The 23314-nt window shown below is 70.2% G+C and carries 20 protein-coding genes; 18 read left to right on the plus strand and 2 right to left on the minus strand.

Annotation, left to right across the window (positions count from 1 at the left end; translation table 11 throughout):
- Positions 1-11: 11 nt before the first annotated feature.
- The 7 genes from ASF52_RS07455 to ASF52_RS07485 all read left to right on the plus strand — a co-directional run bounded on the left by ASF52_RS07455 (position 12) and on the right by ASF52_RS07485 (position 7968).
- Positions 12-893 carry a lysophospholipid acyltransferase family protein gene (locus tag ASF52_RS07455; protein ID WP_056170022.1) on the plus strand — a complete coding sequence of 294 codons (882 nt, stop codon included), beginning with the start codon at positions 12-14 and terminating at the stop codon, positions 891-893.
- A gap of 74 nt (positions 894-967) precedes the next feature.
- Positions 968-2308, plus strand: coding sequence for a tRNA (N6-isopentenyl adenosine(37)-C2)-methylthiotransferase MiaB (miaB, locus tag ASF52_RS07460; RefSeq protein ID WP_056170025.1), 1341 nt, complete (start codon positions 968-970; stop codon positions 2306-2308).
- An 81-nt stretch (positions 2309-2389) separates the two neighbouring features.
- On the plus strand, positions 2390-3460 hold the full coding sequence (locus tag ASF52_RS07465) for a PhoH family protein (protein ID WP_244473750.1): 1071 nt from the start codon (positions 2390-2392) through the stop codon (positions 3458-3460).
- Entirely contained in the window at positions 3457-3942 is a 486-nt protein-coding gene (gene ybeY / locus ASF52_RS07470) for an rRNA maturation RNase YbeY (protein ID WP_056170028.1), read from the plus strand. The genes ASF52_RS07465 and ybeY overlap by 4 nt, the downstream gene beginning before the upstream one ends.
- Positions 3943-3978: 36 nt before the next feature.
- On the plus strand, positions 3979-5103 hold the full coding sequence (locus tag ASF52_RS07475) for a CBS domain-containing protein (protein WP_056170031.1): 1125 nt from the start codon (positions 3979-3981) through the stop codon (positions 5101-5103).
- 16 nt (positions 5104-5119) lie between these two features.
- Positions 5120-6784 (plus strand): apolipoprotein N-acyltransferase, encoded by a 1665-nt coding sequence (gene lnt / locus ASF52_RS07480; RefSeq protein ID WP_056170034.1) that lies wholly within the window; start codon positions 5120-5122, stop codon positions 6782-6784.
- Complete coding sequence (locus tag ASF52_RS07485; protein WP_056170037.1) at positions 6781-7968, plus strand: CynX/NimT family MFS transporter; 1188 nt, start codon at positions 6781-6783, stop codon at positions 7966-7968. Before lnt ends, ASF52_RS07485 begins: the two co-directional genes overlap by 4 nt.
- A gap of 220 nt (positions 7969-8188) precedes the next feature.
- Here the strand turns inward: ASF52_RS07485 and ASF52_RS07490 are convergent, their stop codons facing one another.
- Positions 8189-9778, minus strand: coding sequence for a catalase (locus ASF52_RS07490; protein WP_056170041.1), 1590 nt, complete (start codon positions 9776-9778; stop codon positions 8189-8191).
- Between the two features lie 161 nt (positions 9779-9939).
- Between ASF52_RS07490 and ASF52_RS07495 the strand changes: the two genes are divergently transcribed.
- From ASF52_RS07495 to ASF52_RS07515, 5 genes are all read left to right on the plus strand, one after another.
- Positions 9940-10914: a LysR substrate-binding domain-containing protein gene (locus ASF52_RS07495; protein ID WP_056170043.1), complete on the plus strand. Its 975-nt coding sequence runs from the start codon at positions 9940-9942 to the stop codon at positions 10912-10914.
- 57 nt (positions 10915-10971) lie between these two features.
- The gene (locus ASF52_RS07500; RefSeq protein WP_056170047.1) at positions 10972-12027 is read left to right on the plus strand and encodes an AbrB family transcriptional regulator; all 1056 of its coding nucleotides are present in this window, start codon (positions 10972-10974) and stop codon (positions 12025-12027) included.
- A gap of 2 nt (positions 12028-12029) precedes the next feature.
- On the plus strand, positions 12030-12377 hold the full coding sequence (locus tag ASF52_RS07505; RefSeq protein WP_056170050.1) for a diacylglycerol kinase: 348 nt from the start codon (positions 12030-12032) through the stop codon (positions 12375-12377).
- A 26-nt stretch (positions 12378-12403) separates the two neighbouring features.
- Positions 12404-14026, plus strand: coding sequence for a threonine ammonia-lyase, biosynthetic (ilvA, locus tag ASF52_RS07510; RefSeq protein ID WP_274533784.1), 1623 nt, complete (start codon positions 12404-12406; stop codon positions 14024-14026).
- A 246-nt stretch (positions 14027-14272) separates the two neighbouring features.
- Positions 14273-16480, plus strand: a complete 2208-nt coding sequence (locus ASF52_RS07515; RefSeq protein ID WP_056170057.1) for a methyl-accepting chemotaxis protein — start codon at positions 14273-14275, stop codon at positions 16478-16480.
- A gap of 61 nt (positions 16481-16541) precedes the next feature.
- Here the strand turns inward: ASF52_RS07515 and ASF52_RS07520 are convergent, their stop codons facing one another.
- Entirely contained in the window at positions 16542-18110 is a 1569-nt protein-coding gene (locus ASF52_RS07520) for a GMC oxidoreductase (RefSeq protein WP_056170060.1), read from the minus strand.
- Between the two features lie 242 nt (positions 18111-18352).
- On the opposite strand from ASF52_RS07520, the gene ASF52_RS07525 reads away from it, so the two are divergent.
- The 6 genes from ASF52_RS07525 to ASF52_RS07550 all read left to right on the plus strand — a co-directional run bounded on the left by ASF52_RS07525 (position 18353) and on the right by ASF52_RS07550 (position 23257).
- Complete coding sequence (locus ASF52_RS07525; RefSeq protein ID WP_056170065.1) at positions 18353-18835, plus strand: DoxX family protein; 483 nt, start codon at positions 18353-18355, stop codon at positions 18833-18835.
- Between the two features lie 15 nt (positions 18836-18850).
- A complete protein-coding gene (locus ASF52_RS07530) occupies positions 18851-19297 on the plus strand; it encodes a cupin domain-containing protein (protein ID WP_056170068.1) in 447 nt (148 codons plus the stop codon).
- Between the two features lie 10 nt (positions 19298-19307).
- Positions 19308-20210, plus strand: a complete 903-nt coding sequence (locus tag ASF52_RS07535) for an SMP-30/gluconolactonase/LRE family protein (RefSeq protein WP_056170070.1) — start codon at positions 19308-19310, stop codon at positions 20208-20210.
- Positions 20207-21121, plus strand: a complete 915-nt coding sequence (locus tag ASF52_RS07540) for a VOC family protein (protein ID WP_056170074.1) — start codon at positions 20207-20209, stop codon at positions 21119-21121. The genes ASF52_RS07535 and ASF52_RS07540 overlap by 4 nt, the downstream gene beginning before the upstream one ends.
- A gap of 178 nt (positions 21122-21299) precedes the next feature.
- Positions 21300-22178: a prolipoprotein diacylglyceryl transferase gene (gene lgt / locus ASF52_RS07545; protein ID WP_056170077.1), complete on the plus strand. Its 879-nt coding sequence runs from the start codon at positions 21300-21302 to the stop codon at positions 22176-22178.
- Positions 22179-22228: 50 nt separating this feature from the next.
- Positions 22229-23257, plus strand: coding sequence for a class I SAM-dependent methyltransferase (locus ASF52_RS07550; RefSeq protein WP_056170678.1), 1029 nt, complete (start codon positions 22229-22231; stop codon positions 23255-23257).
- The last annotated feature ends 57 nt before the right edge of the window (positions 23258-23314 follow it).

The following is a 23314-nucleotide window of genomic DNA, read 5'->3' on the forward strand; positions in this document are numbered from 1 at the left end:
GCGGCGGCCCGATGACCCGCATCGGCACGCTCCTGCGCCTCGCGCTCTGCGCCCTCGCCTTCGGGCTGATGGTCGGTCCCCATCTGCTCAGCCTGCGCTATGGGCGCGGGCGCCTCGCCGGAGACCTGCCGACGCGCTTCCACCGGGTCTTCCTGCGCCTGTTCGACGTGCGCGTGACCCAGAGCGGCACCCCGCCGGACCCGGGCGAGGCGGCCCTGGTGCTCGCCAACCACATCTCCTGGCTCGACATACTGGTGCTCGGGTCCCTGCGCCCGCTCTCCTTCGTGGCGAAATCCGAGATCGCCGGCTGGCCGGTCATCGGCACCCTGGCGCGCCTGCAGCGGACGGTGTTCATCGACCGGGCGCGCCGCGCCGCCACCGCCGACGTCAACGCCACCGTGGCCAACCGCCTGGCGTCGGGCGACCTCATCGTGCTGTTCGCGGAGGGCACCACGGGGGACGGCACCCGCCTGCTGCCGTTCCGCTCCTCCCTCGTGGGTGCGGCCCGCGCCGCGATCGACGGAACCGCCGGCGGCCCCGACCGCATCCGTCTCCAGCCCCTCGCCATCACCTATCCGCGCCGCAACGGTCTGCCGATGGTCCGGTCCGAGCGGCCGGGCGTGGCGTGGTACGGCGACATGGAGCTCGCCCCTCACCTCTCCGACTTCTTCGCGAACGGCCCCATCGACGTGCACGTGGTCTGGGGCGCCCCCATCGCGTTCGAGGCCGGCACCGACCGCAAGCGCGCGACGGCCCTGGCCGAGGCCTCCGTGCGCGAGGCCCTTCAGCGCGCGGTCACCGGTCGCCCGCCCAAGGGCGCGGTCTGGGGCGGCGCGCGCCTCCTGCCCGACGCCGCCCCCAAGGACACAGCCTCCGGCGTGCCCGCCCTCTGATCCGGCTTCCGGGTCGCGACGTCGTGCCGGAACCGTGTTAAGGCCGTGGCGAACCACGGGTCGGGACCGGACTGTTGAAGAAAGCCTTCGTCAAATCCTACGGCTGCCAGATGAACGCCTACGATGCCACCCGGATGGCGGACGTGCTCGGCGCCGAGGGCTACACCGCCACCGACACGGTGGAGGAGGCGGATGTCGTCATCCTCAACACCTGTCACATCCGTGAGAAGGCGGCCGACAAGGTCTATTCGGAACTCGGACGCCTGCGCGTCCTCAAGACCGAGCGCGCCGCCGCCGGACACGACACCCGCATCGTGGTGGCGGGCTGCGTCGCCCAGGCCGAGGGGGCCGAGATCCTGTCCCGCGCGCCGAGCGTCGACGTGGTGGTCGGCCCGCAGAACTATCACCGCCTGCCCGATCTCCTCGCCCGCTCGCGCACGAAGCGCGTGGTCGATACGGAATTCCCCGTCGAGGACAAGTTCGACCACCTGCCGGCGCGGCGCACCCTCGGGGTCACGGCCTTCCTCACGGTGCAGGAGGGCTGCGACAAGTTCTGCGCCTTCTGCGTGGTGCCCTACACCCGCGGCGCCGAGGTCTCGCGCTCCGTGGCGGCGATCCGGGCCGAGGCGGAGCGGTTGCTCCAGGGCGGCGCCCGCGAGATCACCCTTATCGGCCAGAACGTGAACGCCTATCACGGCGTCGGCCTCGACGGCGGGTCGGCCACCCTGCCCGACCTCATGCGCGAGATCGCGTCGCTGCCCGGCATCTTACGCCTGCGCTACACCACCAGCCACCCCAACGACATGACGTCCGACCTCGTGGCGGCCCATGGCAGCCTGCCGGCCCTGATGCCGTTCCTGCACCTGCCGGTGCAGTCGGGCTCCGACCGGGTGCTGAAGGCCATGAACCGCAAGCACACGGCCGCGAGCTACCGCGACCGCATCGCGGAGATGCGGGCGGTGCGGCCCGACATCGCCCTGTCGTCGGATTTCATCGTCGGCTTCCCCGGCGAGACCGAGGCGGAGTTCGAGGAGACCCTGCGGCTCGTCGCCGACATCGGCTTCGCCAGCGCCTACTCGTTCAAGTACAGCCCGCGCCCCGGAACGCCCGCGGCGGAGTGGGACGACATGGTGCCGGAGGACGTGAAGACCCGCCGTCTGCACGCCCTGCAGACCCTTCTCGATGCGCAGCGCCACGCCTTCAACGCCTCGTATGTCGGCGCCGTGGTCGAGGTTCTCGTGGAGAAGGCCGGGCGCCACCCCGGTCAGGTGGCGGGCAAGACGCCTCACCTCCTACCCGTTCAGTTCGACGCGCCCACATCCACCATCGGCACCCTCGTGCCCGTGCGGATCGTCAGGGCCGGCTCCAACAGCCTGTTCGGCGAGACCGTCGCCGATGCGGCGGTCGCGGCGTGAGCGCGGCGGCCCCGTTCCGTGGCATCACCATCGAAGGACACCGGCGTGGCAGCATCTGACGGGATCGGACGGATCGGCCCCTTGCGCGGGCGCGGCCCGGCGGCGCGGGTGGGCGAGATCGTCGAATCCCTCGAGGCGTCCCTGACCTTCGACGACAACCGTCTCGCGAGCCTCGTCTTCGGCCAGTACGACCAGAACGTCGCCCATCTCGAGCGGCGCCTCGGCGTCACCGCCACGGCTTTGGGCAACCACCTCGTCATCAAGGGCTCGCCCGAGGCGGCGGAACTTGCCCGCAAGGTGTTCGAGCGCCTCTATGCCCGCGTCCGGGCCAGCGGCACCGCCCTGACGCTCGGCGACGTCGACGGCGCGATCCAGGAGACGACGCAGCAGGGCACCCTGTTCCCGGCGGCCGAGGTCAGCGCCGAGCCCGACCGGCCGGTCTTCGACCAGATCGCCACCCGCCGGCGCGGCGCCGTGCGCGCCCGCAACACGGCGCAGGACGCCTACATCAAGCTGCTGCGCACCCGCGAACTCGTGTTCGCCGAGGGCCCGGCCGGCACCGGCAAGACCTGGCTGGCCGTCGGCCACGCCGTCTCGCTGCTGGAGCAGGGTCACGTGGAGCGCATCATCCTGTCCCGCCCGGCCGTCGAGGCCGGCGAGCGCCTCGGCTTCCTGCCCGGCGACATGCGCGACAAGGTCGATCCGTACCTGCGCCCGATCTACGACGCGCTCTACGATTTCATGGAAGCCCGCCACGTCGACCGCGGCCTTCAGACCGGGATCATCGAAATCGCGCCGCTCGCCTTCATGCGCGGACGCACCCTCACCAATGCCGTGGTGCTCCTCGACGAGGCGCAGAACACCACCTCCATGCAGATGAAGATGTTCCTGACGCGCCTCGGCGAGAACTCCCGAATGATCATCACGGGTGATCCGAGCCAGGTCGATCTGCCGCCGGGCCAGCGCTCGGGCCTCGTCGAGGCGGTGAAGATCCTGGACGGCGTCGAGGGCATCGGTCGCGTCACCTTCCGCGACGTCGACGTGGTACGCCACGACCTCGTGCGCCGCATCGTCACCGCCTACGAATCGGCCGCCCACGGCGAGCACGAATCCGACCGCAACCCGAATCCGCGCCGCCGGCCCAATTCATGATCGAGACCGAAATCGACGTCGCCGTCGAGGACGCACGCTGGAACGACGTGGTGCCGGACCTCGAAGCGTTCGTGATCCGCGCCGTGGAGGCCGGGCTCGCCATCGCACCGGATTCCCCCAAGGAAGCGGTGGAGGTCAGCGTCCTGCTCACCACCGACGCTGCGGTGCAGGCCCTGAACCGGACTTGGCGCGGACAGGACAAGCCCACCAACGTCCTGTCGTTTCCTGCGCCCCCGCAGCCCCCCCATGCGGGAATGGCGCGGCCGCTCGGCGATGTCGTTCTTGCGTATGACACGATGCTGCGCGAGAGTGCCGAGCAATCGAAGCCGCTCAGTCACCACCTCGCGCACCTCCTTGTCCATGGCACCCTCCACCTCCTCGGTCAGGACCACGAGACGGGCGACGCGGACGCCGAGGCCATGGAGGCGCTCGAAATCGCGGCCCTCGCCACCCTCGGCATGCCCGATCCCTACGCCGATTGAGCGGCAGCAACGCCCGTCATCCCAGATCAGAGAGACATGACGAACGATCGAAGTCGCGGCGCGGCCCAGGCCGCGCCCAGCGCGAACGACGGTGAGGCTCACCCCCGCGAGCCCTGGTACGACCGTCTGCTGCACGTCTTCCACCTCCGGCCGCGCGATTCGTTGCGCGACGATATCGAGGACCGGCTGGCTGAGCCCGATTCGGGCGAGAACGCCTTCTCGCCCATCGAGCGCGCCATGCTCAAGAACGTGCTCGGCCTGCACAAGGTGCGGGTGGACGACGTGATGATCCCGCGCATCGACATCGTCGCCGTGTCCATGGACACGAGTCTGGGCGAATTGCTCAAGCTGTTCCGGACGGCCGGGCATTCGCGCCTGCCCGTCTACGGCGAGACCCTCGACGACCCGAAGGGCATGGTCCACATCCGCGACTTCGTCGAGCATATCGCCGCCCGCGCGGAGGTCGGCCATCGGCGGCCGGGCGCGACCCCCGTCGAGTCCTCCCTCGCCGAGCCTTCGGACGAAACACCGGTCCCGCGGCCCCGCCGGGGTGCCCGCGCATTGCGCACTCTCAACCTCGCCAGCGTCGATCTTTCGGCGACCCTCGCCTCCACCCGGATCCAGCGTCCGGTCCTGTTCGTGCCGCCCTCCATGCCGGCCATCGACCTCCTCGTGCGGATGCAGGCGACCCGCACCCACATGGCGCTGGTCATCGACGAGTACGGCGGCACGGACGGCCTCATCTCCATCGAGGATCTCGTCGAGATGGTGGTGGGCGACATCGAGGACGAGCACGACGTCGCTGAAGGCCGCCTCGTGCAGCGCGTCGAGGGCGAAGGCGACGTCTTCGTGGCCGACGCCCGTGCGGGCCTCGCCGAGGTGTCGGAGGCGAGCGGCGTCGACCTCGTCGCGGCGGTCGGCGAGATGGCGGAGGAGATCGACACCATCGGGGGCCTCATCGTGACCCTCGCCGGACGCGTGCCCTCGCGCGGCGAACTCATCGCCGGCCCGGGCGACCTCGAATTCGAGGTGCTCGACGCGGATCCACGGCGGGTGAAGCGCCTGCGTCTCAAGCGCAGCGATGCGCAGATCGCGTCGGTGGTGCCGCTGGCGCTGCCGCCGCCCGCACCCAATCCGAGCCTCGAAGCCCCCGCATCGTGACGGCGACGGTCGTTCGATGACTGTTGGCCGCGCCGACGCCATGCCGGCGCCCGGCCCCCTCGCCCTCCTCGCCCAATGGGTGATGCTGAGCGCGGGGTGGCGCCGGCTGCTCGTCGCCTATTGCGCCGGGGCGTTCGGGGCCCTGGCGATGCCGCCCTTCGGCGCCCTTCCGGCCCTCGCCGTCGCTCTGTCGGTGGCCGTCTGGCTCCTCGACGGCGCTCCCACGGGCCGCCGCGCCTGGCATACCCTGCGGACCGCCGGCCTCATCGGCTGGGCCTGGGGGTTCGGCTATCTCACGGCCGGCCTGTGGTGGCTTGGCTCGGCCTTCCTGGTGGAAGCGGAGGAATTCGCCTGGGCCCTGCCCCTCGGAGTGATCGGCCTGCCGGCGGTGCTGGGCGTGTTCTACGGGTTCGGGTTCGCCCTGGCCCGCCTCGTCTGGTCGCCGGGCGCGGGGCGCGTCCTCGCCCTCGCCTTCGGGCTCGCCGCCTGCGAGTGGCTGCGCGGCCACCTGTTCACGGGTTTCCCGTGGAACACCCTCGGGATGGCGCTCGGCCAGAACCTCTGGCTGATGCAGAGTGCGGCCGGAATCGGCCTCTACGGCCTCACCCTCCTGGCGGTCCTGATCGCCGCCGCTCCCGCGACCCTCGCGACGGGCGCGTCCCCGTCCGCCCGTTTGGTGCCGACCGTTCTGGCGGGCATCGTACTCGGGTCCATGGCGCTCCTCGGCGCGGCGCGCCTGCCGGCAGGGCCCGACGCCACCGTGGCGGGCATCCGGCTGCGCCTCGTCCAGCCGAACCTGAACCAGGACGCCAAGTTCCGCCCCGAGAACCGCGAAGACATCCTCGACCGCTACATCGAGCTCAGCGACCGTGCCGCCGCCCCGGACCGGTCGGGCCTGTCCGACGTCACCCACGTGATCTGGCCGGAATCGGCGTTTCCGTTCCTGATCCAGCGCGACCCGGCAGCCCTGGCCCGCATCGCCGCCGCCCTGCCGCCGGGCAAGCAGCTGATCACGGGCGCGGCCCGGGCCGACACGCCGCTCCCGGGCGAGCGCCCGCACTTCTTCAACGCGATCCTCACCCTCGCGGCCGGGCCGAAACTCGGTGAAGTCTACGACAAGGTTCACCTCGTCCCCTTCGGCGAGTATCTGCCGGGTCCCCTCGACGCATTCCTGCGGGCCCTGCACATCCGTCAGTTCGTGTCGATTCCCGGCGGGTTCACCGCCGGTGACCGAGCCCGTCAGCGCATCCTGTCGGTACCGGGATTACCGCCCATCGCCGCCACCATCTGCTACGAGGCGATCTTCCCCGGCGCCATCGTGCCGGAAGCGGGTCCGAGCGGGCCGCCGCCGGTGCCGGGCCTGATCCTCAACCTCACCAACGATGCCTGGTTCGGCGACACGCCCGGCCCGCGCCAGCACTTCGCCCAGGCGCGCCTGCGCGCCGTCGAGGAAGGCCTACCCCTGGTGCGCGACGCCAACACCGGCATCTCGGCCGTGGTCGACGCCCATGGCCGGATCGTCGCGAGCCTGCCCGTCGGGGTCGAGGGCGTCCTCGACGCCGATCTCCCCGTGCGGCTCGCCGATCGTACCCCCTACGCCCGCTTCGGCGACGCTCCCTTCGCGATTCTGCTCGGCCTCACCCTCATCCTGGCGCTCACGGCGCGACGGCGGTCGGCGTGAGCCGGCCGGTGTCGGCGGCGCGTCCCCTCCTCCTCGGCGCCGGCATCCTGCTCGTCGCGTTCAACATGCGCCCGGCCCTGACCACCGTCGGGCCGCTCATCGAGACGATCCAGGCGGCGACCGGGCTCGGGACCCGGGGTGCGGCCCTCCTCAACACCCTGCCGGTGCTGTGCATCGGCCTCGCCTGCGTGCTGGGCCCCCTCGTGATCCGCCGACTCGGCGCCGATCGCGGCGTCCTGCTCGCCGTCGCCATCGTCACCCTCGGTTCGGGGCTCCGGGGCTTTGGCGGATTGGGACCGCTCTTTGCCGGCGCCTGCCTCGCCGCCCTCGGGATCGGCCTGTCGGGCGTCCTGCTACCGGGGCTCGTGAAGCGCGAGTTCCCAACCCAGGTCGGCCGCGTCACCGGGCTCTACACCATGGTCCTGTGTCTCGGGGCCGCCGCCGGGGCGGGCTTCAGCGTGCCCCTGACGCAGGCCGCCGGAAACTGGTCCACGGCCCTCGGCCTCTGGAGCGTCCCGGCCCTGGTCGCCACCCTGGCGTGGCTCCCCTTCGCCCGCGCGCCCGACCCGGCCGAACGCGCCGTGCGGCGGCGCCCCCTGTGGCGGGACCGGCTCGCCTGGCAGGTGACCGGGTTCATGGGCCTGCAATCGTCGCTCGCCTACATCATGTTCGGCTGGCTGCCGGTGGTGCTGCACGACCGAGGCCTCAGCGCCATGGAGGCCGGCTACGTCGCGTCCCTCATGAGCATCGGGCAGGCGCCCTTCGCCCTCGTCGTGCCGTCCCTCGCCGCGCGGGCAAAGGACCAGCGCCTGTTCGCCATGGTGTTGCTGGGCCTCGCCGTGGTGACCATCCTGGGCCTGGTCTTCGGGCCCCTCGGTCTCGCTCTGCCGTTCGGTATGCTGCTGGGCGGCGCCCTCGGTGGCCTGTTCGGCCTCGGCCTCACCCTCATCGTCCTGCGTGCCCGCGACACGGCCGGCGCGGCGGATCTCGCCGCCATGTCCCAGAGCGTCGGCTACACCTTGGCGTCCCTCGGCCCCCTCGGCTTCGGCCTCGCCCACGACCTCACCGGCGGCTGGGGCGCCTCCGTCACCCTGTTCTGTCTCATCGCCGGGGGCGCACTGATCTGCAGCTTCTGGGCCGGGCAGAACCGGACCGTCGGCGTGCCGGACCCGCGCGGCGCCTGAGACTGACTCCGGATGATCCATTCGGAGACAGTCTCAGACAGCCCGCGCGGCGCTTGAGCGAAGCCCAAATCCGCATCGCGAAGCGATCAACCGGTATGAGACGGCGCCCCCTGCGGCGGGACAGCCGCCGACGATCCCTCGGTCCAACGAAAAACCCCGCACGGCCGGGGGGCCGTGCGGGGCTGGGGTTCCGGTGACGCCGGTCTACGGCGCCTGAGGCTTACTCGGCGGCGACGCGGTGGGCTTGGCTGCCGTCCGTATAGGTCTCGGCCTGGAGGCGCTTGCCCGGAGCCGCGCGGCCCGGAAGCGGCGGCAGGGCCAGGGCCTTCGCCAGATCGATGCCCGCCCCCTCGGCGACGCGGCGGCCGTAATCCGCATCCGCGTGAGAGAAGTGCCAGACCATCCGCAGCTGGATCGCCTCGGGGCACTGCTTCATGTCGCCGACGAGGTTGGCGATGAGGTCGTCGCGCTCCCAATCCTGGAACGAACGGTAGCGCACGCCGGCCTGCGTGTAGTCGTCCTCGGTGCGCGAGGTCTGGAAGCGGCCGAGCTGGCCCTCCACCGGCTGGTGGTAGTCCTTGGCGGGCTTGGGCGCTTCGGCGAGGCCCTCACCGATGGTCGAGGGCTCGTAGTTGATGTGGCGGTTCTGGCCATGGCCGTCGACCCCATAGGTCATCTGGCCGTCGCGCTGGTTCGAATAGACCTTCACGCCGGGCTGCGGCGCGTTGATCGGCAGCTGGAGGTAGTTGGCGCCGACGCGGTAACGCTGCGTGTCCGAGTAGGACAGCGTCCGGCCCTGGAGCATCTTGTCGTCCGAGAAATCGATACCGTCGACGAGCACGCCCGTGCCGAAGGCCGACTGCTCGACTTCCGCGAAGAAGTTGTCGGGCACGCGGTCGAGCACCATGCGGCCCACCGGCAGCAGCGGGAAGTCTTCCACCGGCCACAGCTTGGTGTCGTCCAGGGGATCGAACGACAGGTGGTCGTTCGGGCCGTCGGGCATGATCTGCACGCAGAATTCCCACTCGGGGAAGTTGCCCTTGGAAATGTTGTCGTAGAGGTCGCGGGTGGCGTGGCCGACATCCTTGGCCTGGATCTCGGAGGCTTGGGCCGAAGTCAGGTTGCGGATGCCCTGCTTGGGCTCCCAATGGAACTTGCACAGCACCGCTTCGCCCTGGTCGTTGACGAGCTTGTAGGTGTTGACGCCCGAGCCTTCCATCTCCCGATAGTTGGCCGGGATGCCCCATGGCGACTTCAGGTGGGTGACCATGTGGATGGCTTCGGGGTGCTGGGCCACGAAGTCGAAGAAGCGCCACGCCTCCTGGCGGTTCGTCACCGGGTCCGGCTTGAACGCGTGGATCATGTCGGGGAACTTGATCGCGTCGCGGATGAAGAAGACCTTGAGGTTGTTGCCGACGAGATCCCAATTGCCGTCGACGGTCTTGAACTTCACCGCGAAGCCGCGCGGGTCGCGCTCGGTCTCAGGCGACTCCTTGGCGCCCGCGACGGTGGAGAAGCGCACGAACATCGGCGTCTTCACGCCGGTCTCGTTGAGCACGCGGGCGCGGGTGTACTTGGAGGCCGGCTCGTTGCCGATCTTGCCGTAAGCCTCGAAGTAGCCGTGGGCGCCCGCACCGCGAGCGTGCACCACGCGCTCCGGAATGCGCTCGCGGTCGAAATGCGTGATCTTCTCGATGAACTGGTAGTTCTCGAGGGTCGCAGGACCGCGCTCGCCCACCGTGCGGGTGCTCTGGTTGTCGCGAACCGGGTGGCCCTGACGGGTGGTCAGAATCGGGCGCTGATCGCTCATGCGGTGCTCTCTCCAAATGGTTGAATCGGACCGGGGGATGGGTTCGGAGCACCGTGGCTCGTGAACGCCATCGACCCTGGAATTGTTCTGAGACCAGCTTATGGACCCCCGTGGATCGTTTGGCCAATGCATCGTGGCAAACGTTCTGATAGACGCAGCCTATGAACCTGTCTGGATTGTCCCTGCGCGACCTCGAGTATGTCGTGGCCGTCGCCGAGGAGACGCATTTCGGTCGCGCCGCCGAGCGCTGCAACGTCAGCCAGCCGACCCTGAGCGTGCAGGTGCGCAAGCTCGAGGAATCCCTGGGCCTCGTCCTGTTCGAACGCGGCAACCGCCGGGTGATGCTCACCCCCGCCGGCCAAGGCATCGTCCGGCAGGCCCGCACGGTGCTGGCCGAGGCGCAGCGCCTGCTGGTGCTGGCGAGCGAGGGACGCGGCGCGCCGCTCACCGGCCGCCTCGTGCTCGCGGCCATCCAGACGCTCGGCCCCTACCTTTTTCCCCTTGTCCTGCGCAGCCTGCGCCAGGAATTCCCGCTGCTGGCCCTGGCGCTGAGCGAAGCGCGCACGGCGGAAATTCTGGAAGGGTTGCGCGACGGGCGCATCGACGCCGCCCTGCTGTCCCTGCCGGTGCCGTCGTCAGGGCTGACGATCTCGCCGCTGTTCATCGAGCCGTTCCTGCTCGCCTGCCCGGCCGAGCATCCCCTGGCCCGCGGCGGCGCCCTGCGGGCCCGCGACATCGCCGGGCCGGACCTTCTTCTCCTCGATGAAGGCAATTGCCTGCGCGACCAGACCGTGGCGGCCTGCGGCGCCGGCAGTGCGGCCGGCCGCCACGCCACGAGTCTGGAGACCCTGCGCTCCATGGTGGCGGCGGGGGCCGGCTACACCCTGCTGCCGGCCCTCGCCGTGCCGGCGGCGCCCGATCCGAGCGGCCTTACCGTGACGCGGGGCTTCGACGTCGATGGTCCCGGCCGTACCGTCGCTCTCGCCTGGCGTGCCAGCGATCCGCGCGGCGCCGGCCTCGCGCACCTTGCCGCCTTCTTCCGCGCGCACGCACCGGCCGGTACCACCGCCTGCCGCGACGACGGGGCTTCGGCACCCGCATCGGCCCGTCGTGACAGCGTCTCCGATCCGGTGTAGCGCGCCAGATCTCCCCTACGGCCCTCCCTCCCCCGCTCTCGCCTCCCGGCTCCCGCTGTGCAGTTCTTCCGGTCCCTCGGCCTCTGGGTGGCGCTCGTCGCGTCCTCGGGCGCCCTCGCGTACGGCCTGACGCTGGGGCATTTTCCCGCCGCCCTCCTGCTCGGGCCGATGCTGGCCGCCATCGCGTTCGGCGTCGGCGGCGCCGGGCTCGGCGTTCCGAAGCCCGGCTTCCTCGCCGCACAGGCGATGATCGGTTGCCTCGTAGCAAAAGCCGTCACCGCCGAGATCGTCGCCACCATCACGGAAGACGGGTGGATCATCCTCGCCGTGGTCCTCGTCACCGTGGTGGCGGGCGCCGTCGTCGGCTGGACCCTGACGCGCCTGCACATCCTGCCCGGCACCACCGCCGCCTGGGGCTCCTCCCCAGGGGGAGCCGCCGCCATGGTGGCGATGTCGGAGGAGTACGGCGCTGATCCGCGCCTCGTCGCCTTCATGCAATATGTCCGGGTCGTCGTGGTGGTGCTGTCGGCCTCCGCGGTCGCACGCCTCCTCACCGATGTCGCAGCGCCGGCCGCACCGGCCGCCGGCACGACACCGCCGCTGACCGTCCTGGTGACCCTGACGGTGGCGGCCGTGGGCTTTGCCCTCGCACACCTCCTGCGCCTGCCGGCCGCCGCCCTGATCGGACCGATGCTCCTCGGATCCGCGCTCCACGCCGCCGGACTCGTCGGCATGGCGCTGCCGATCCCGCTCCTCGACCTCGCCTACGCGACCATCGGCTGGTACGTCGGCCTGCGCTTCCGCCGGGAGACCTTGCGTGAGACGGTGACGGCCCTGCCCGGAATCCTCATCGCCACCGTCGCGGTCATCGCGCTCTGCGCCGTCTGGGCCTACGGCCTCACCCAAATCCTGCCCATCGACTTCCTGACCGCCTACCTCGCCACGAGTCCCGGCGGCCTCGATTCGGTGGCGATCATCGCGGTGGGCTCGAAGGCGGACGTGTCGTTCGTGCTCGCGGTGCAGACCCTGCGGCTTTTCGTGGTGCTGATCACCGGACCGCTGCTCGCCAAGTGGATCGCCAAGGGTGCTCCGGCGGGCGCTCCAAAGGCCTGACCATGCGCGCGCTGCTCGTCGCCTTCCTCAATTCCTGGCGCGGCCTCGCCCACGGCGCCCGCACTGAGCGGGCGGTGCGCCTCGAACTCGCCCTGCTGCTCCTGGGTTTGCCACTGGCGTTCCTCGTCGGCGCCGGCCTCTGGGTCCGCGTCGCTCTCGTGGCGAGCCTCCTGCTCATGCTGGCGGCGGAGTTCCTCAACACCGCCATCGAAAAGCTCTGCGACCATCTCCACCCCGGCCATCACCCCAAGATCGGCATCGTCAAGGATCTGGCCTCCGCCGGGGCTTTCCTGGCCCAGGCCGTCGCGGCCCTCGTCTGGCTCGCCGCCCTGTTCGAGCGGGTCAGCTGAGCCGACGCGCAGCCGTAAGCCGCACGGTGGCCGGGGTCCGATCGGCGAAGCGGCCTCGCGTCTTTCGTGCGCCGGACCTATGTGCGGGTAACCGAACCGTCGCCCACCCGAATCGGACACCCGACTCCTTGACCGACTACATCCGAAAGATCCTCACCGCCCGCGTCTACGACGTCGCCGTCGAGAGCCCCCTCGACCCGATGCCGCGCATGTCCGCGCGCCTCGGGCGCCCGGTCCTCCTCAAGCGCGAGGACCTGCAGCCGGTGTTCTCGTTCAAGCTGCGCGGGGCCTACAACAAGATGTCGGGCCTCTCGGCCGAGGTGCTGGCGCGCGGCGTCGTCTGCGCGTCCGCCGGCAACCACGCGCAGGGTGTGGCGCTCGCCGCCGCGCGGCTGAACGTGCGGGCCGTCATCGTGATGCCGCGCACCACGCCGGCCATCAAGGTCGATGCCTGCCGGGCGCGCGGCGCCGAAGTGATCCTGTTCGGCGACGCCTTCGACGAAGCCCTCGGCCACGCCCGTGAACTGGAGGTGGCGCAAGGCCTGACCTTCCTGCACCCGTTCGACGATCCCGACGTGATCGCCGGCCAGGGCACCATCGGCATGGAGATCCTGACCCAGCATTCCGGGCCCATCGAGGCGATCTTCGTCCCCATCGGGGGCGGTGGATTGGCCGCCGGAATCGCCACCTTCGTGAAATACCTGCGGCCCGAGACCAAGGTGATCGGCGTCGAGCCGGACGACGCCGCCTGCATGGCGGCGGCGCTCGCGGCGAACGAACGCGTGATGCTGCCCACCGTCGGCCTATTCGCCGACGGCGTCGCCGTGCGCCAGGCCGGCGAGGAAACGTTCCGCCTCTGCCGCGAACACCTCGACGGCGTCATCACCGTCGACACCGATGCCATGTGCGCGGCGGTGAAGGACATCTTCGACGACACCCGTGCGATCTCCGAGCCGTCGGGCGCGCTCGCACTGGCCGGGGCCAAGGCCTACGCGGCGCGCGAGGGTGCCGGAACCGGCACCCTGGTGGCGATCTCAAGCGGTGCCAATCTCAACTTCGACCGCCTGCGCCACATCGCCGAGCGCGCCGAGATCGGCGAACAGCGCGAAGTCTTGCTCGGCGTGACGATTCCCGAGCGGCAGGGCGCTTACCGCGCCTTCATCGGAACCCTCGGTCCGCGCGCCATCACGGAGTTCAATTATCGCTATGCGCGCGGCAGCGAGGCGCAGATCTTCGTCGGCATCAACTTGCCTGGCGGCGCGGTCGAGAAGCGCGCGCTCATCGCGGAGCTCTCGGCGGCCGGCTACCGAGCCCTCGATATGAGCGACAACGAGATGGCCAAGGTCCATATCCGCTACATGGTCGGCGGCCGGGCGACCGGACTTTCCGACGAGCGGCTTTATCGCTTCCAGTTCCCCGAGCGCCCGGGCGCCCTGATGAAGTTTCTCGACGGTCTCGGCGAGGGCTTCGCCATCACCCTGTTCCACTACCGCAACCACGGTGCCGATTACGGCCGAGTACTCGCCGGGATCGATGTGCCGCCGACCGAACGGGCTCGCTTCGACGCGGCCATCGCGGCCCTAGGCTATCCATGCATCGACGAGACCGATAACCCCGCCTACCGGATGTTCCTCGACGACCACACATGAGCGGGTAGATGCCTCGTCCGGTTGCGGAGACGTTCAGGCTATCGAGCCATCGGGGTACGGTCCCACGTCGGACACCGACGAAATTCTATCGCAGATCAGTAGTGGGAAGCATTTTATCTCGCAGGGCAGATGTGATCGAGTTATGATTCGAACTCAATAGATTTTAGCTGCCGGCATAGGACGGGGATAAGTCTTCCTTAGAAATTGCCCGGTAAACCGAGGCGTTCTCGCCCCGGTGCCCCCCGAATGTCCGCCTATTCCAGCCTCAAGATCCGCCTGCCGGCCATCACGGTCGGGCTCGCCCTCGTCAGCGCCACGGCGATGGGCGGGCTGAGCTGGTACTTCGCTCGCTCCGGCCTCATGGAAGGGGCGCAGGACCGGCTCCAGCTCGCCGCGACGGCGCGCAAGATCGGGATCGAACTCGTCGCCGAGCGCGCGGCCGGCGATCTCGCCACCACGGCGGCCAATCCGCAGGTCGGCGGCAACTTCACGGATCTCGTCGAGGCCCTCGATCCGGCGAAGGCCGAGTTCGCCGCCGTCGTGCAGGCCTACACGTCCCCGACCAAGCTCGAGGATCGCCTGAATGCCGAAGCGGCGGGCACGATGTACGCGCGCCGGCACGCCAAGGTGCAGGAGGTGGCGCGCAAGCTCATCGAGCGGCGCGGCTACGCCGACCTGATCTTCGTCTCGGAGGACGGGCGCATCGTCTACACCACCACGAAGGGTGCCGACTTCGCCCATGCCCTGTCCGAAGCCGACCTCGCCAAGACCGGGCTCGCCCGCCTGATCGAACGCCTGAAGGGCGCGGATGCGACGGCGACGCTCTACGAGGATTTCGCCGCCTATCCGGCCGAAGCCGGACCGTCGGCGTTTCTCGGGCAATCCATCACGCGCCGGGCCAACGTCGCCATGGGCACGGGCCAGGCGGCGACCCGCATGGGCTTTGTGGTGATGCGCGTCACGCCTGCCCTGTTCGACCGGACCCTGTCCGACCGCGGCGGTCTCGGCGACACCGGAGAGGTCGTGGCGGTCGGCACCGACGGTCGCCTGCGCAGCAACCCGCCCCTGGGTATCGCCCAAGCGGGCGCCGGATCGGCCGGCAAGGTCTCGGCTGGCAAGATATCGGCTGGCAAGATATCGGCTGGAATGGAAGCGGCCGGTCTCGGCCTGAGCCCAGCGCTCCTCAACACCGACCGTCCCTTCACCTATGCCACCGCCGATGGTGACCGGATGGCGGCAACGGCACGGGTTTCGGTGATGGGCGCCCCCTGGACCCTGGTCGCGGCGCAATCCGACACCGAGATCCTCGGCGCCGTCGGCACCCTCACCCGCGCCCTCGCGCTGACCGCCCTCGGCGTCCTGGTGCTCACCGCCCTCCTCGGTCTCCTGTTCGCCCGGGGCATCGTCCGTCCCCTCGGCGCCCTCACCCGTGCCCTCGACGCCCTCGCCCGCCGCGAAACCCTGGCCGACGTGCCGGGCAGCGGACGCGCCGACGAGATCGGCGGCATCGCCCGGGCCGTCGTCACCATCCGCGACATCTCCCTGGAGGACGCCGCCCGCCAGCTCGAGACCACCGCCGCCGCGCGGATGCGGGAGGAGACCGATCGCCGCGCGCTGCTCGCCGAGCTCGCCGACGGCTTCGAGCGCTCCGTGGGACGGATCGTCGAGACGGTGTCGCAGGCGGCTTCCGGCCTCAATGCCGCGTCGGACAGCATGATCACCGCCGTGGCCGGAACCGCGCAGCGCTCCGTCACCGTCGCGGCGACCGCCAACGAGACGGCCGGGAACGTCAACGCCGTCGCGACGGCGGCGGAGGAGCTCGGTGCGACCGTCGGCGAGATCGGCCGCCAGGTCGAGCAGGCCGCCGACATGTCGCGCAAGGCCGTGGACGAGGCGGGCCGCACCGCCGACACCATGCGCCGGCTCTCGACGGCCGCCGCGCGCATCGGCGACGTCGTCGGGATGGTCTCCCAGATCGCCGGGCAGACCAACCTGCTGGCCCTGAACGCCACCATCGAGGCGGCACGCGCCGGCGAGGCCGGCCGCGGCTTCGCCGTGGTCGCCGCGGAGGTCAAGAATCTGGCGGAGCAGACCGCGCGCGCCACCACGGAGATCGGCCAGCAGGTGGAGGCGATCCAGGCTGCCACCGGGGAGGCCGCCGGCGCGATCCAGGGCATCGTCGGACGCATCGAGGGGATGAGCCAGGTCACGGGCAGCATCGCGGCGGCCGTCGAGGAACAGGGCGTGACCACCCAGGAGATCGTCCGCAACATGGGGCAGGCCTCGGCCGGCACGGGGGCGATGACGCAGGACATCGCCGCGGTGGCGACCTCCGCCGAGGAAGCGGGCGCCTCCGCCGCACAGGTCCAGCGCGCCTCCGCCGATCTATCGCGCCAGTCAGAGAGCCTGCGGGCCGAAGTGGACGGATTCCTCGCCACCGTCAGGGCCGCCTGAGCGCCCGGACCGGCTTACGACGCGGAGAAGCGCCCGGGGTTCGCCCCGGGCGCTTCCGCTTTCAGCCCAGACGTTCCTCAAGGTGCGCCGCCACCCGGAGCGCGTTCGCCACGATGGTGAGGGTCGGGTTCACCGCGCCGATGGACGGAAAGAAGCTCGCATCGGTGACGTAGAGATTGTCGACCTCGTGCGCCCGGCAATCGAGGTTCAGCACCGAGGTTTGGGGATCGGTGCCGAAGCGCAGGGTCCCGGCCTGATGGGCGGTGCCGCTCAGGGGAATGTTCTTGCCGAGGTAGAGCGAGCGCTCGAACAGGTAGGTGTAGGCACCGGCCGGTTGGAGCAGGCCCTCCAGGGTGTCGCGCAGGCGGTCGTGGGCTTCGCGGTTGGTCTCCGTCACGTCGAGGATCACCCGACCGTCCGCTCCGAGGCTCACCCGGTTGTCGGGGTGCGGCAGGTCCTCGCTCTGGAGCCAGAAGTCCATGGAATGGCGCGCCACCATGGCGAAGGGCGCCTCGGGCAGGAAGCCCGTCCATTTCGGGAATTCCTCGCCGCGGATCTGATCGGGATGCGTCTTGGCGCACATCTGGATCAGACCCATCGGATACTCCCAGGCCTTCGATTCGAAGTAGTAGTCCGACACCGCCAGCGTTTTCTGGAAGACCGTGTCGTTGGGCTCCTTCGACAGCGCCATCAGCACCGACATGTTGTGGCGCATGTAGTTGCGCCCGACCTGATCCGATCCGTTGGCGAGACCGTTCGGATGCGCGTCGGAATGCGAGCGCAGGAGCAGCAGGGCCGACGAAAGGGCTCCGCACGCCACCACGACGATGTCGGCGCTGTAGCGCTCCTCTTCGCCGCTTCGGGTGACGTGGACGGAGGTCACCCGGCGGCCCGACGCATCGGTTTCGAGACGCGACACGTAGGCGTTGGTGAGGAGGGTGACGTTCGGGTACGCGGCCAGCGTCGGATCGACGGTCATCACCTGAGCGTCGGCCTTGCCGTTGAGAAGGCAGGGGAACCCGTCGAAGGCGTCGCAGCGGATGCAGGTGCTCGTCGGGGTCGGCCGGCCGTTCCGCTCGTCGAGCTTGATGCCCAGCGGTAGGTGGAATGGGTGCAGGCCGTGCCGGGCCCAGTCGTCCGAAAGCCGCTGGATGCGCGGCTCGTGGGAGACGGCGGGGTGATCGTAGGGTGCGCTCGCCCAGGGCTCCCCCGGGTCCTCGCCCCGATTGCCATGGACGGCGAACAGGCGCTCGGCCCGGGTGTAGTACGGCTCGAACACGTCGTAGCCGAGCGGCCAGGCCGGTGAGACACCATCGACGTGGCGCACGGCCTCGAAATCGCGCTCGCGCATCCTGAGGAGGGCTGCGCCGTACACCTTCGAGTTGCCGCCCACGTAGTAGTGCAGTGCCGGACTGAAGGCCCGCCCATCGCCGCCGTACCACGTTTCCTTGGCCTGATAGGCACCGTCCACGAACACGGTCTTGGCGCTCCAGTTCGCCTGCGAGCGAGGCAGGTAGTCGCCGCGCTCGAGGAGGAGGATGCGTTTTCCCGTCGGCGCCAGGGCCGCCGTGAGGGAGCCGCCGCCGGGACCACTGCCGATGACGATGACGTCGTAACGATCCTGGGACATGGGTCGATCCTGGGCTGGGCAGCCGTGCCGAACGATCCGCCGGACGTTCGAGACGGCCAACGTGAACCCGTCCGCCCCGTTCCGCGCTGCGGTGCACACAATGACGCGCGTGGGCGCAACCGTACGGACGGAGTGGCGTTGGAAGCGGGTGGGACACGCTCGTGCCCTGCAACACCGCACGAGGCTCCGATGATCGCTGCGTTCGCTGTGAACCCTGCGTCCGACGCAGCGGATACCGGCCGATGACCTGGCTCGATCTCGTGGCGGTGCCGCTGCTCGCCAAGATCTGCCTCGTCTGCATGTTTCCCCTGAGCGCTTACGACAAGGTGGTTCACTGGGACGAGGCGTTGGCCCAGGCCGCCTCCGGCCCCCTGCCGTTTCCGGCGCTGCTCCTCATGCTTGGCATCCTCGTCGAGACGATGACGCCGGTGATGATCGTGATCGGCTGGTACGACCGGGCCGGCGCCTTTCTACTCGCCGGCTTCTGCGGCGTGACGGCCGTGCTGTTCCACCGCTTCTGGGAGTTCCCCGGCTTCTGGTCGCGGGACGGCGAAGGGCGCGCCCATTTCTGGGACTTCTTCAAGAATTTCGGCCTCGTCGGCGGTCTGCTGCTCGTGGTGATCGGCGGCGGCTACGCCCCGGCCTCGCAGGTCGCGCACCATCCCCTCTCGAGCGGCCCGCAAGCGGCGGAGATCCAAATGCCGGCCGCACCAGCCCGACCCTGAGACAGGAAACCCGCCATGACCGGAACGACGCCGACCATGCCCTATTGGCACGTCTTCACCGATCCGGAGGGGATCAGCCGCCAGGAGCGGTTCACCCTCTCGAACTTCCGGTTCCAGGGTGTCGGCCCGGATGTGGCGCCGCAATGGAACGACAAGCAGGACCCGACCAAGGCGGGCGTCACCTTCACGGTGCTCCCCGTCGGCTGGGTCGGCGAATGGCACGAGAACCCGAAGCCCCAGTGGATCGCCGTCCTGACGGGGCGCTGGTTCGTCGAGACCATGGACGGGCACCGGGTCGAGATGGGGCCGGGCGACCTCATGTTCGGCGAAGATCAGAACACCGTGGCGCATGACGGCCGCAAGGGACATCTCTCCGGCACCGTGGGCGACGAACCCTGCACCATGATGGTGGTCGGCCTCGACGTGTCCCCCACGGTGAACCAGCCCGGCCGCTTCACCTGAGGGGGTCGCCATGGACGGCTTCGAGATCCACGACCCGCGCTTTCGCGCCTTCGTGCTGCCGAACGCTCCGTTGGAGACCCTCGCGGAAGGGTTTCGCTGGTGCGAGGGCCCGGTCTGGTTCGGCGACCGGGACGAACTCCTGTTCAGTGACCTGCCCAACGACCGGGTGATGCGCTGGAGCGAGCACGGCGGCCTCAGCGTCTTCCGCGCGCCGAGCGGCTTCGAGAACGGGCATGCCCGCGACCGCGAGGGGCGGCTGCTGTCGTGCTCGCACCGCGGGCGCTGCATCACCCGGACCGAACTCGACGGCACCGTCACGATGCTGGCCGACCGGTACGAGGGACGGCGCCTGAATTCGCCCAACGACATCGTCTGCCGGTCCGACGGGACGATCTGGTTCACCGATCCGCCCTACGGCATCCAGACGGATTACGAGGGCGGCAAGCAGGTCTCCGAACTGCCGGCACGGGTCTACCGCCTCGACCCGACAACGGGCGACCTCACCATCGTGGCCGACGATTTCGAAGGGCCGAACGGCCTGTGCTTCTCGCCCGACGAGACCCGGCTGTACATCGCCGAAAGCGGCCTGCAATTCGCCGATGCGCCGACGCGGCACCTGCGGGTGTTCGTGGTCGGCGCAGGCGGCAGCCTCTCCGGCGGGCGGGTGTTCCATACGGTCGAGCCCGGCTTCGCCGATGGGTTCCGTTGCGATACGGACGGGAACCTATGGTCGAGCGCCGGCGACGGGGTCCACTGCATCGACCCGTCCGGTGCGCTGCTCGGCAAGATCCTGACGCCCGGCCCCGTCGCCAATCTCGCCTTCGGCGGTCGCGAACGGTCGCGCCTGTTCCTCTGCGCCGGCCAGCGCCTCCAAGCGATCTACCTCAACCAGCGCGGAGCGCGCCTGCTGTGAGGCCCCGCGTCACCCGTCTCCTCGGCCTCAGTCGCACGGTGGCGGATCTCGCCCGAACGGAGGCGTTCTACCGCGACGGGCTCGATTTCCGCCGCCTCGGCCCCGTCGAACGTATCCCGAGCGCCGTACTGGATGCGCTCGGCCTTCCCGAGGCCAGCGGGGGGCGGTTGCGTATGGGGCTTGGGGACCAGAGCATCGAGTTCCTGGCCTTCGATACGCCCGGTCAGCGCTACCCCATCGGTGCCCTGGCCAACGATCCGTGGTTCCAGCACGCCGCCATCGTGGTCGCGGACATGAACCGCGCCGTCGCGCGCCTCGACGCCTTCGCACCCGTGCCGATCTCGCGCGGCGGTCCGCAGCGCCTGCCGCCCACCTCCGGAGGCGTCACAGCCTGGAAGTTTCGCGATCCCGACGGACATCCCCTGGAGCTCCTGGCCTTTCCGGAGGGTGCGGGCGCCCGGCGTTGGGTCGAAGCCCCCGGCCTGTTTCGCGGCATCGATCATTCCGCCATCACGGTCGCGGACGCGGAATCCGCCATCGCATTCTTCCGCGACGCCCTCGGGCTGCACCTCGACGGACGGAGCCGTAACAGCGGGCACGAGCAGGCCGCCCTCGACGGCTTGGACGAGCCCGTGGTCGACGTGATCGCGCTCCGGCCCGACGCGGAGGCGGTGCCGCACGTCGAACTCCTGCATTACCGCGCGCCCGTTCCCACCGCCGCCCGCCGGCCCTTCACGGCCCGCGACCGGTTCACCTCCCGGCTCCGCTTCGGCCTCCGCGACCTGCCGGCCCTTCGCGACCGGCTCGCGCGCGACTGGCCGCACGTTCCGCTTCACGCCGCACGCGACGGCAGCGTGATCGGTCTCGCGGGGCCCGACGCCCACGGAATCCTGCTCATCGCGGAGGGCTGAGGCTGCCCCACATCACATGAGCCCCGTGCAGGGCTCGGCCTTGACGCGCCCGGCCCCACGCGTCCAATGCCCGGCTTCGGAGTCCCTCGCGGAACTCCTCGGGGCTACCCGCCCCAATCCGGGCCCGTGAGGGGCCGCGGGAGGTCCGCGAGAGCCGCTCAGATCGGGACGCCCGCCGATGCCACCGCTCCTCGCCCTGCCGTTTCCCGCCATCGATCCGGTGGCGGTGGCCATCGGGCCGCTCACCATCAAGTGGTACGCGCTATCCTACATCGCGGGCCTGCTTGGCGGCTGGTTCTACGCCCGCCGGCTCGTGGCCATCGACCGGCTCTGGGGGGCCGGCAAGCGGCCGAGCCTCGACGACATCGACGATCTCATCGTCTGGGTGGCGCTCGGCGTCGTACTCGGCGGGCGCATCGGCTACGTGCTGTTCTACAACCTGCCCCTCTACCTGAACGACCCCCTGGAGATCCTCGCCATCCGCAACGGCGGCATGTCGTTCCATGGCGGGTTCCTCGGGGCGGTGCTGGCCATGGGTCTGTTCGCGCGCTCGCGGAATCTTGCGCCCTTCAACCTGTTCGATCTCGCCGCCGTCACCGTCCCCATCGGGCTGTTCTTCGGCCGCATCGCGAATTTCGTGAACGGCGAGCTGTGGGGCCGTATCGCCCCGGACTTCGATTATGCCGTGGTGTTTCCCTCCGGCGGCCTTCTGCCCCGCCACCCGAGTCAGCTCTACGAGGCGGCCACGGAAGGCGCCCTGCTGTTCGGGGTGATGGCTGTGGCGGTACGGGTGTTCGGCTTCCGCAGGCCGGGGCTTCTCAGCGGGATCTTCGTCCTCGGCTACGCCCTCGCCCGGACGTTCTGCGAGTTCTTCCGCGAGCCCGACCGGCAGCTCGGCTACCTCTTCGGCACCGAGGGCTGGCGCACCGGCGGAATCACCATGGGGATGCTGCTCTGCGTGCCCATGGCGCTGGTCGGCATCGCCACCATTCTGCTCGCCGCCCGTGGCGTGACCGCACCGCGGGAATCCGTTTCCAAGCGGCCCGATCCGACGTGACGACGCCGCTCTTCGCAATTCTGCGCGACGAGATCCTCGCCACGGGGCCGATGCCGCTGGCGCGCTACATGGACGTCTGCCTCAGCCATCCGGTCCATGGCTATTATCGCACGCGCGATCCCCTCGGCGCGGCCGGGGATTTCACCACCGCGCCGGAAATCTCGCAGATGTTCGGCGAACTCGTCGGCATCTGGATCGCCGCCACCTGGGGTGCCCTCGGCGCGCCCGCCGACCTCGCACTGGTGGAACTCGGCCCCGGGCGCGGCACCCTGATGCAGGACGCGCTCCGGGCCCTCGCCCGCGCCGCCCCGGATCTTCGCCCCCACCTCCACCTCGTCGAGACGAGTCCGGTGTTGCGGGCGGCGCAGGCCGAACGTCTCGCCGCCGTCCGGCCGACCTGGCACGAGACGGTGGAGACCGTGCCGCCGGGGCCCGCCCTGGTGGTGGCCAACGAATTCTTCGACGCCCTGCCGGTGCGCCAGTTCCAGCGTACGGAGCGTGGCTGGTTCGAGCGCTGCATCGGCCTGACACCCGAGGGGGAGCGCCTCGCCTTCGGGCTCGGCGCGGAGCCCGATCCGCGCATCGTGCATCAAGCCCCTGTCGGCGTGATCCTCACCCTGCCGGGCGCCGCCCTCGACACCGTCCGCATCCTCGCCCGGCGCCTCGTGCGCGACCGGGGCGCCCTGCTGTCCATTGATTACGGTCATACGCAGCCGGCCTTCGGCGATTCGCTCCAGGCGGTGGCGCAGCACCGCTTCGTCGATCCCCTGGCGGCACCGGGGGAAGCCGACCTCACCACTCACGTGGATTTCTCCGCCCTGGCTCGGGCCGCCTCGGCCGAAGGCGCCCGGGTGCACGGACCGGTCGACCAGCGTGATTTCCTCCAGGCCCTTGGCCTCGGCGCGCGTGCCGAGCGCCTGGGAGCCGGCGCAACGCCGCAGCAGGCGGTTCGGATCGCCGCAGCCGTCTCGCGCCTCACCGATCCGGCCCGGCGCGGCATGGGCAGCCTGTTCAAGGCGATGGCGGTCTCCGATCCCGCCTTGGCCGCCCTGCCCGGACTTCCGACGCCCGACCGTTGACGCCCGCGTCCGAGGCCGCGGCTTCGCGAACCCTGCGTTTCCGGCAGCCGCCCGCCA

This window comes from Methylobacterium sp. Leaf112 (assembly GCF_001423295.1).
Taxonomy (GTDB): Bacteria; Pseudomonadota; Alphaproteobacteria; order Rhizobiales; family Beijerinckiaceae; genus Methylobacterium.

Excerpts from the sequence above, each read along its gene's own strand:
- ASF52_RS07490 (WP_056170041.1), bottom strand. The coding sequence starts at position 9,778 with ATGAGCGATCAGCGCCCGATTCTGACCACCCGTCAGGGCCACCCGGTT.
- ASF52_RS07475 (WP_056170031.1), top strand. The coding sequence starts at position 3,979 with ATGACGAACGATCGAAGTCGCGGCGCGGCCCAGGCCGCGCCCAGCGCG.
- ASF52_RS07535 (WP_056170070.1), top strand. The coding sequence starts at position 19,308 with ATGGACGGCTTCGAGATCCACGACCCGCGCTTTCGCGCCTTCGTGCTG.
- ASF52_RS07525 (WP_056170065.1), top strand. The coding sequence starts at position 18,353 with ATGACCTGGCTCGATCTCGTGGCGGTGCCGCTGCTCGCCAAGATCTGC.
- ASF52_RS07455 (WP_056170022.1), top strand. The coding sequence starts at position 12 with ATGACCCGCATCGGCACGCTCCTGCGCCTCGCGCTCTGCGCCCTCGCC.
- lnt (WP_056170034.1), top strand. The coding sequence starts at position 5,120 with ATGACTGTTGGCCGCGCCGACGCCATGCCGGCGCCCGGCCCCCTCGCC.
- lgt (WP_056170077.1), top strand. The coding sequence starts at position 21,300 with ATGCCACCGCTCCTCGCCCTGCCGTTTCCCGCCATCGATCCGGTGGCG.
- ASF52_RS07550 (WP_056170678.1), top strand. The coding sequence starts at position 22,229 with ATGCCGCTGGCGCGCTACATGGACGTCTGCCTCAGCCATCCGGTCCAT.
- ASF52_RS07530 (WP_056170068.1), top strand. The coding sequence starts at position 18,851 with ATGACCGGAACGACGCCGACCATGCCCTATTGGCACGTCTTCACCGAT.
- ASF52_RS07495 (WP_056170043.1), top strand. The coding sequence starts at position 9,940 with ATGAACCTGTCTGGATTGTCCCTGCGCGACCTCGAGTATGTCGTGGCC.
- ybeY (WP_056170028.1), top strand. The coding sequence starts at position 3,457 with ATGATCGAGACCGAAATCGACGTCGCCGTCGAGGACGCACGCTGGAAC.
- ASF52_RS07520 (WP_056170060.1), bottom strand. The coding sequence starts at position 18,110 with ATGTCCCAGGATCGTTACGACGTCATCGTCATCGGCAGTGGTCCCGGC.
- ASF52_RS07505 (WP_056170050.1), top strand. The coding sequence starts at position 12,030 with ATGCGCGCGCTGCTCGTCGCCTTCCTCAATTCCTGGCGCGGCCTCGCC.
- ASF52_RS07515 (WP_056170057.1), top strand. The coding sequence starts at position 14,273 with ATGTCCGCCTATTCCAGCCTCAAGATCCGCCTGCCGGCCATCACGGTC.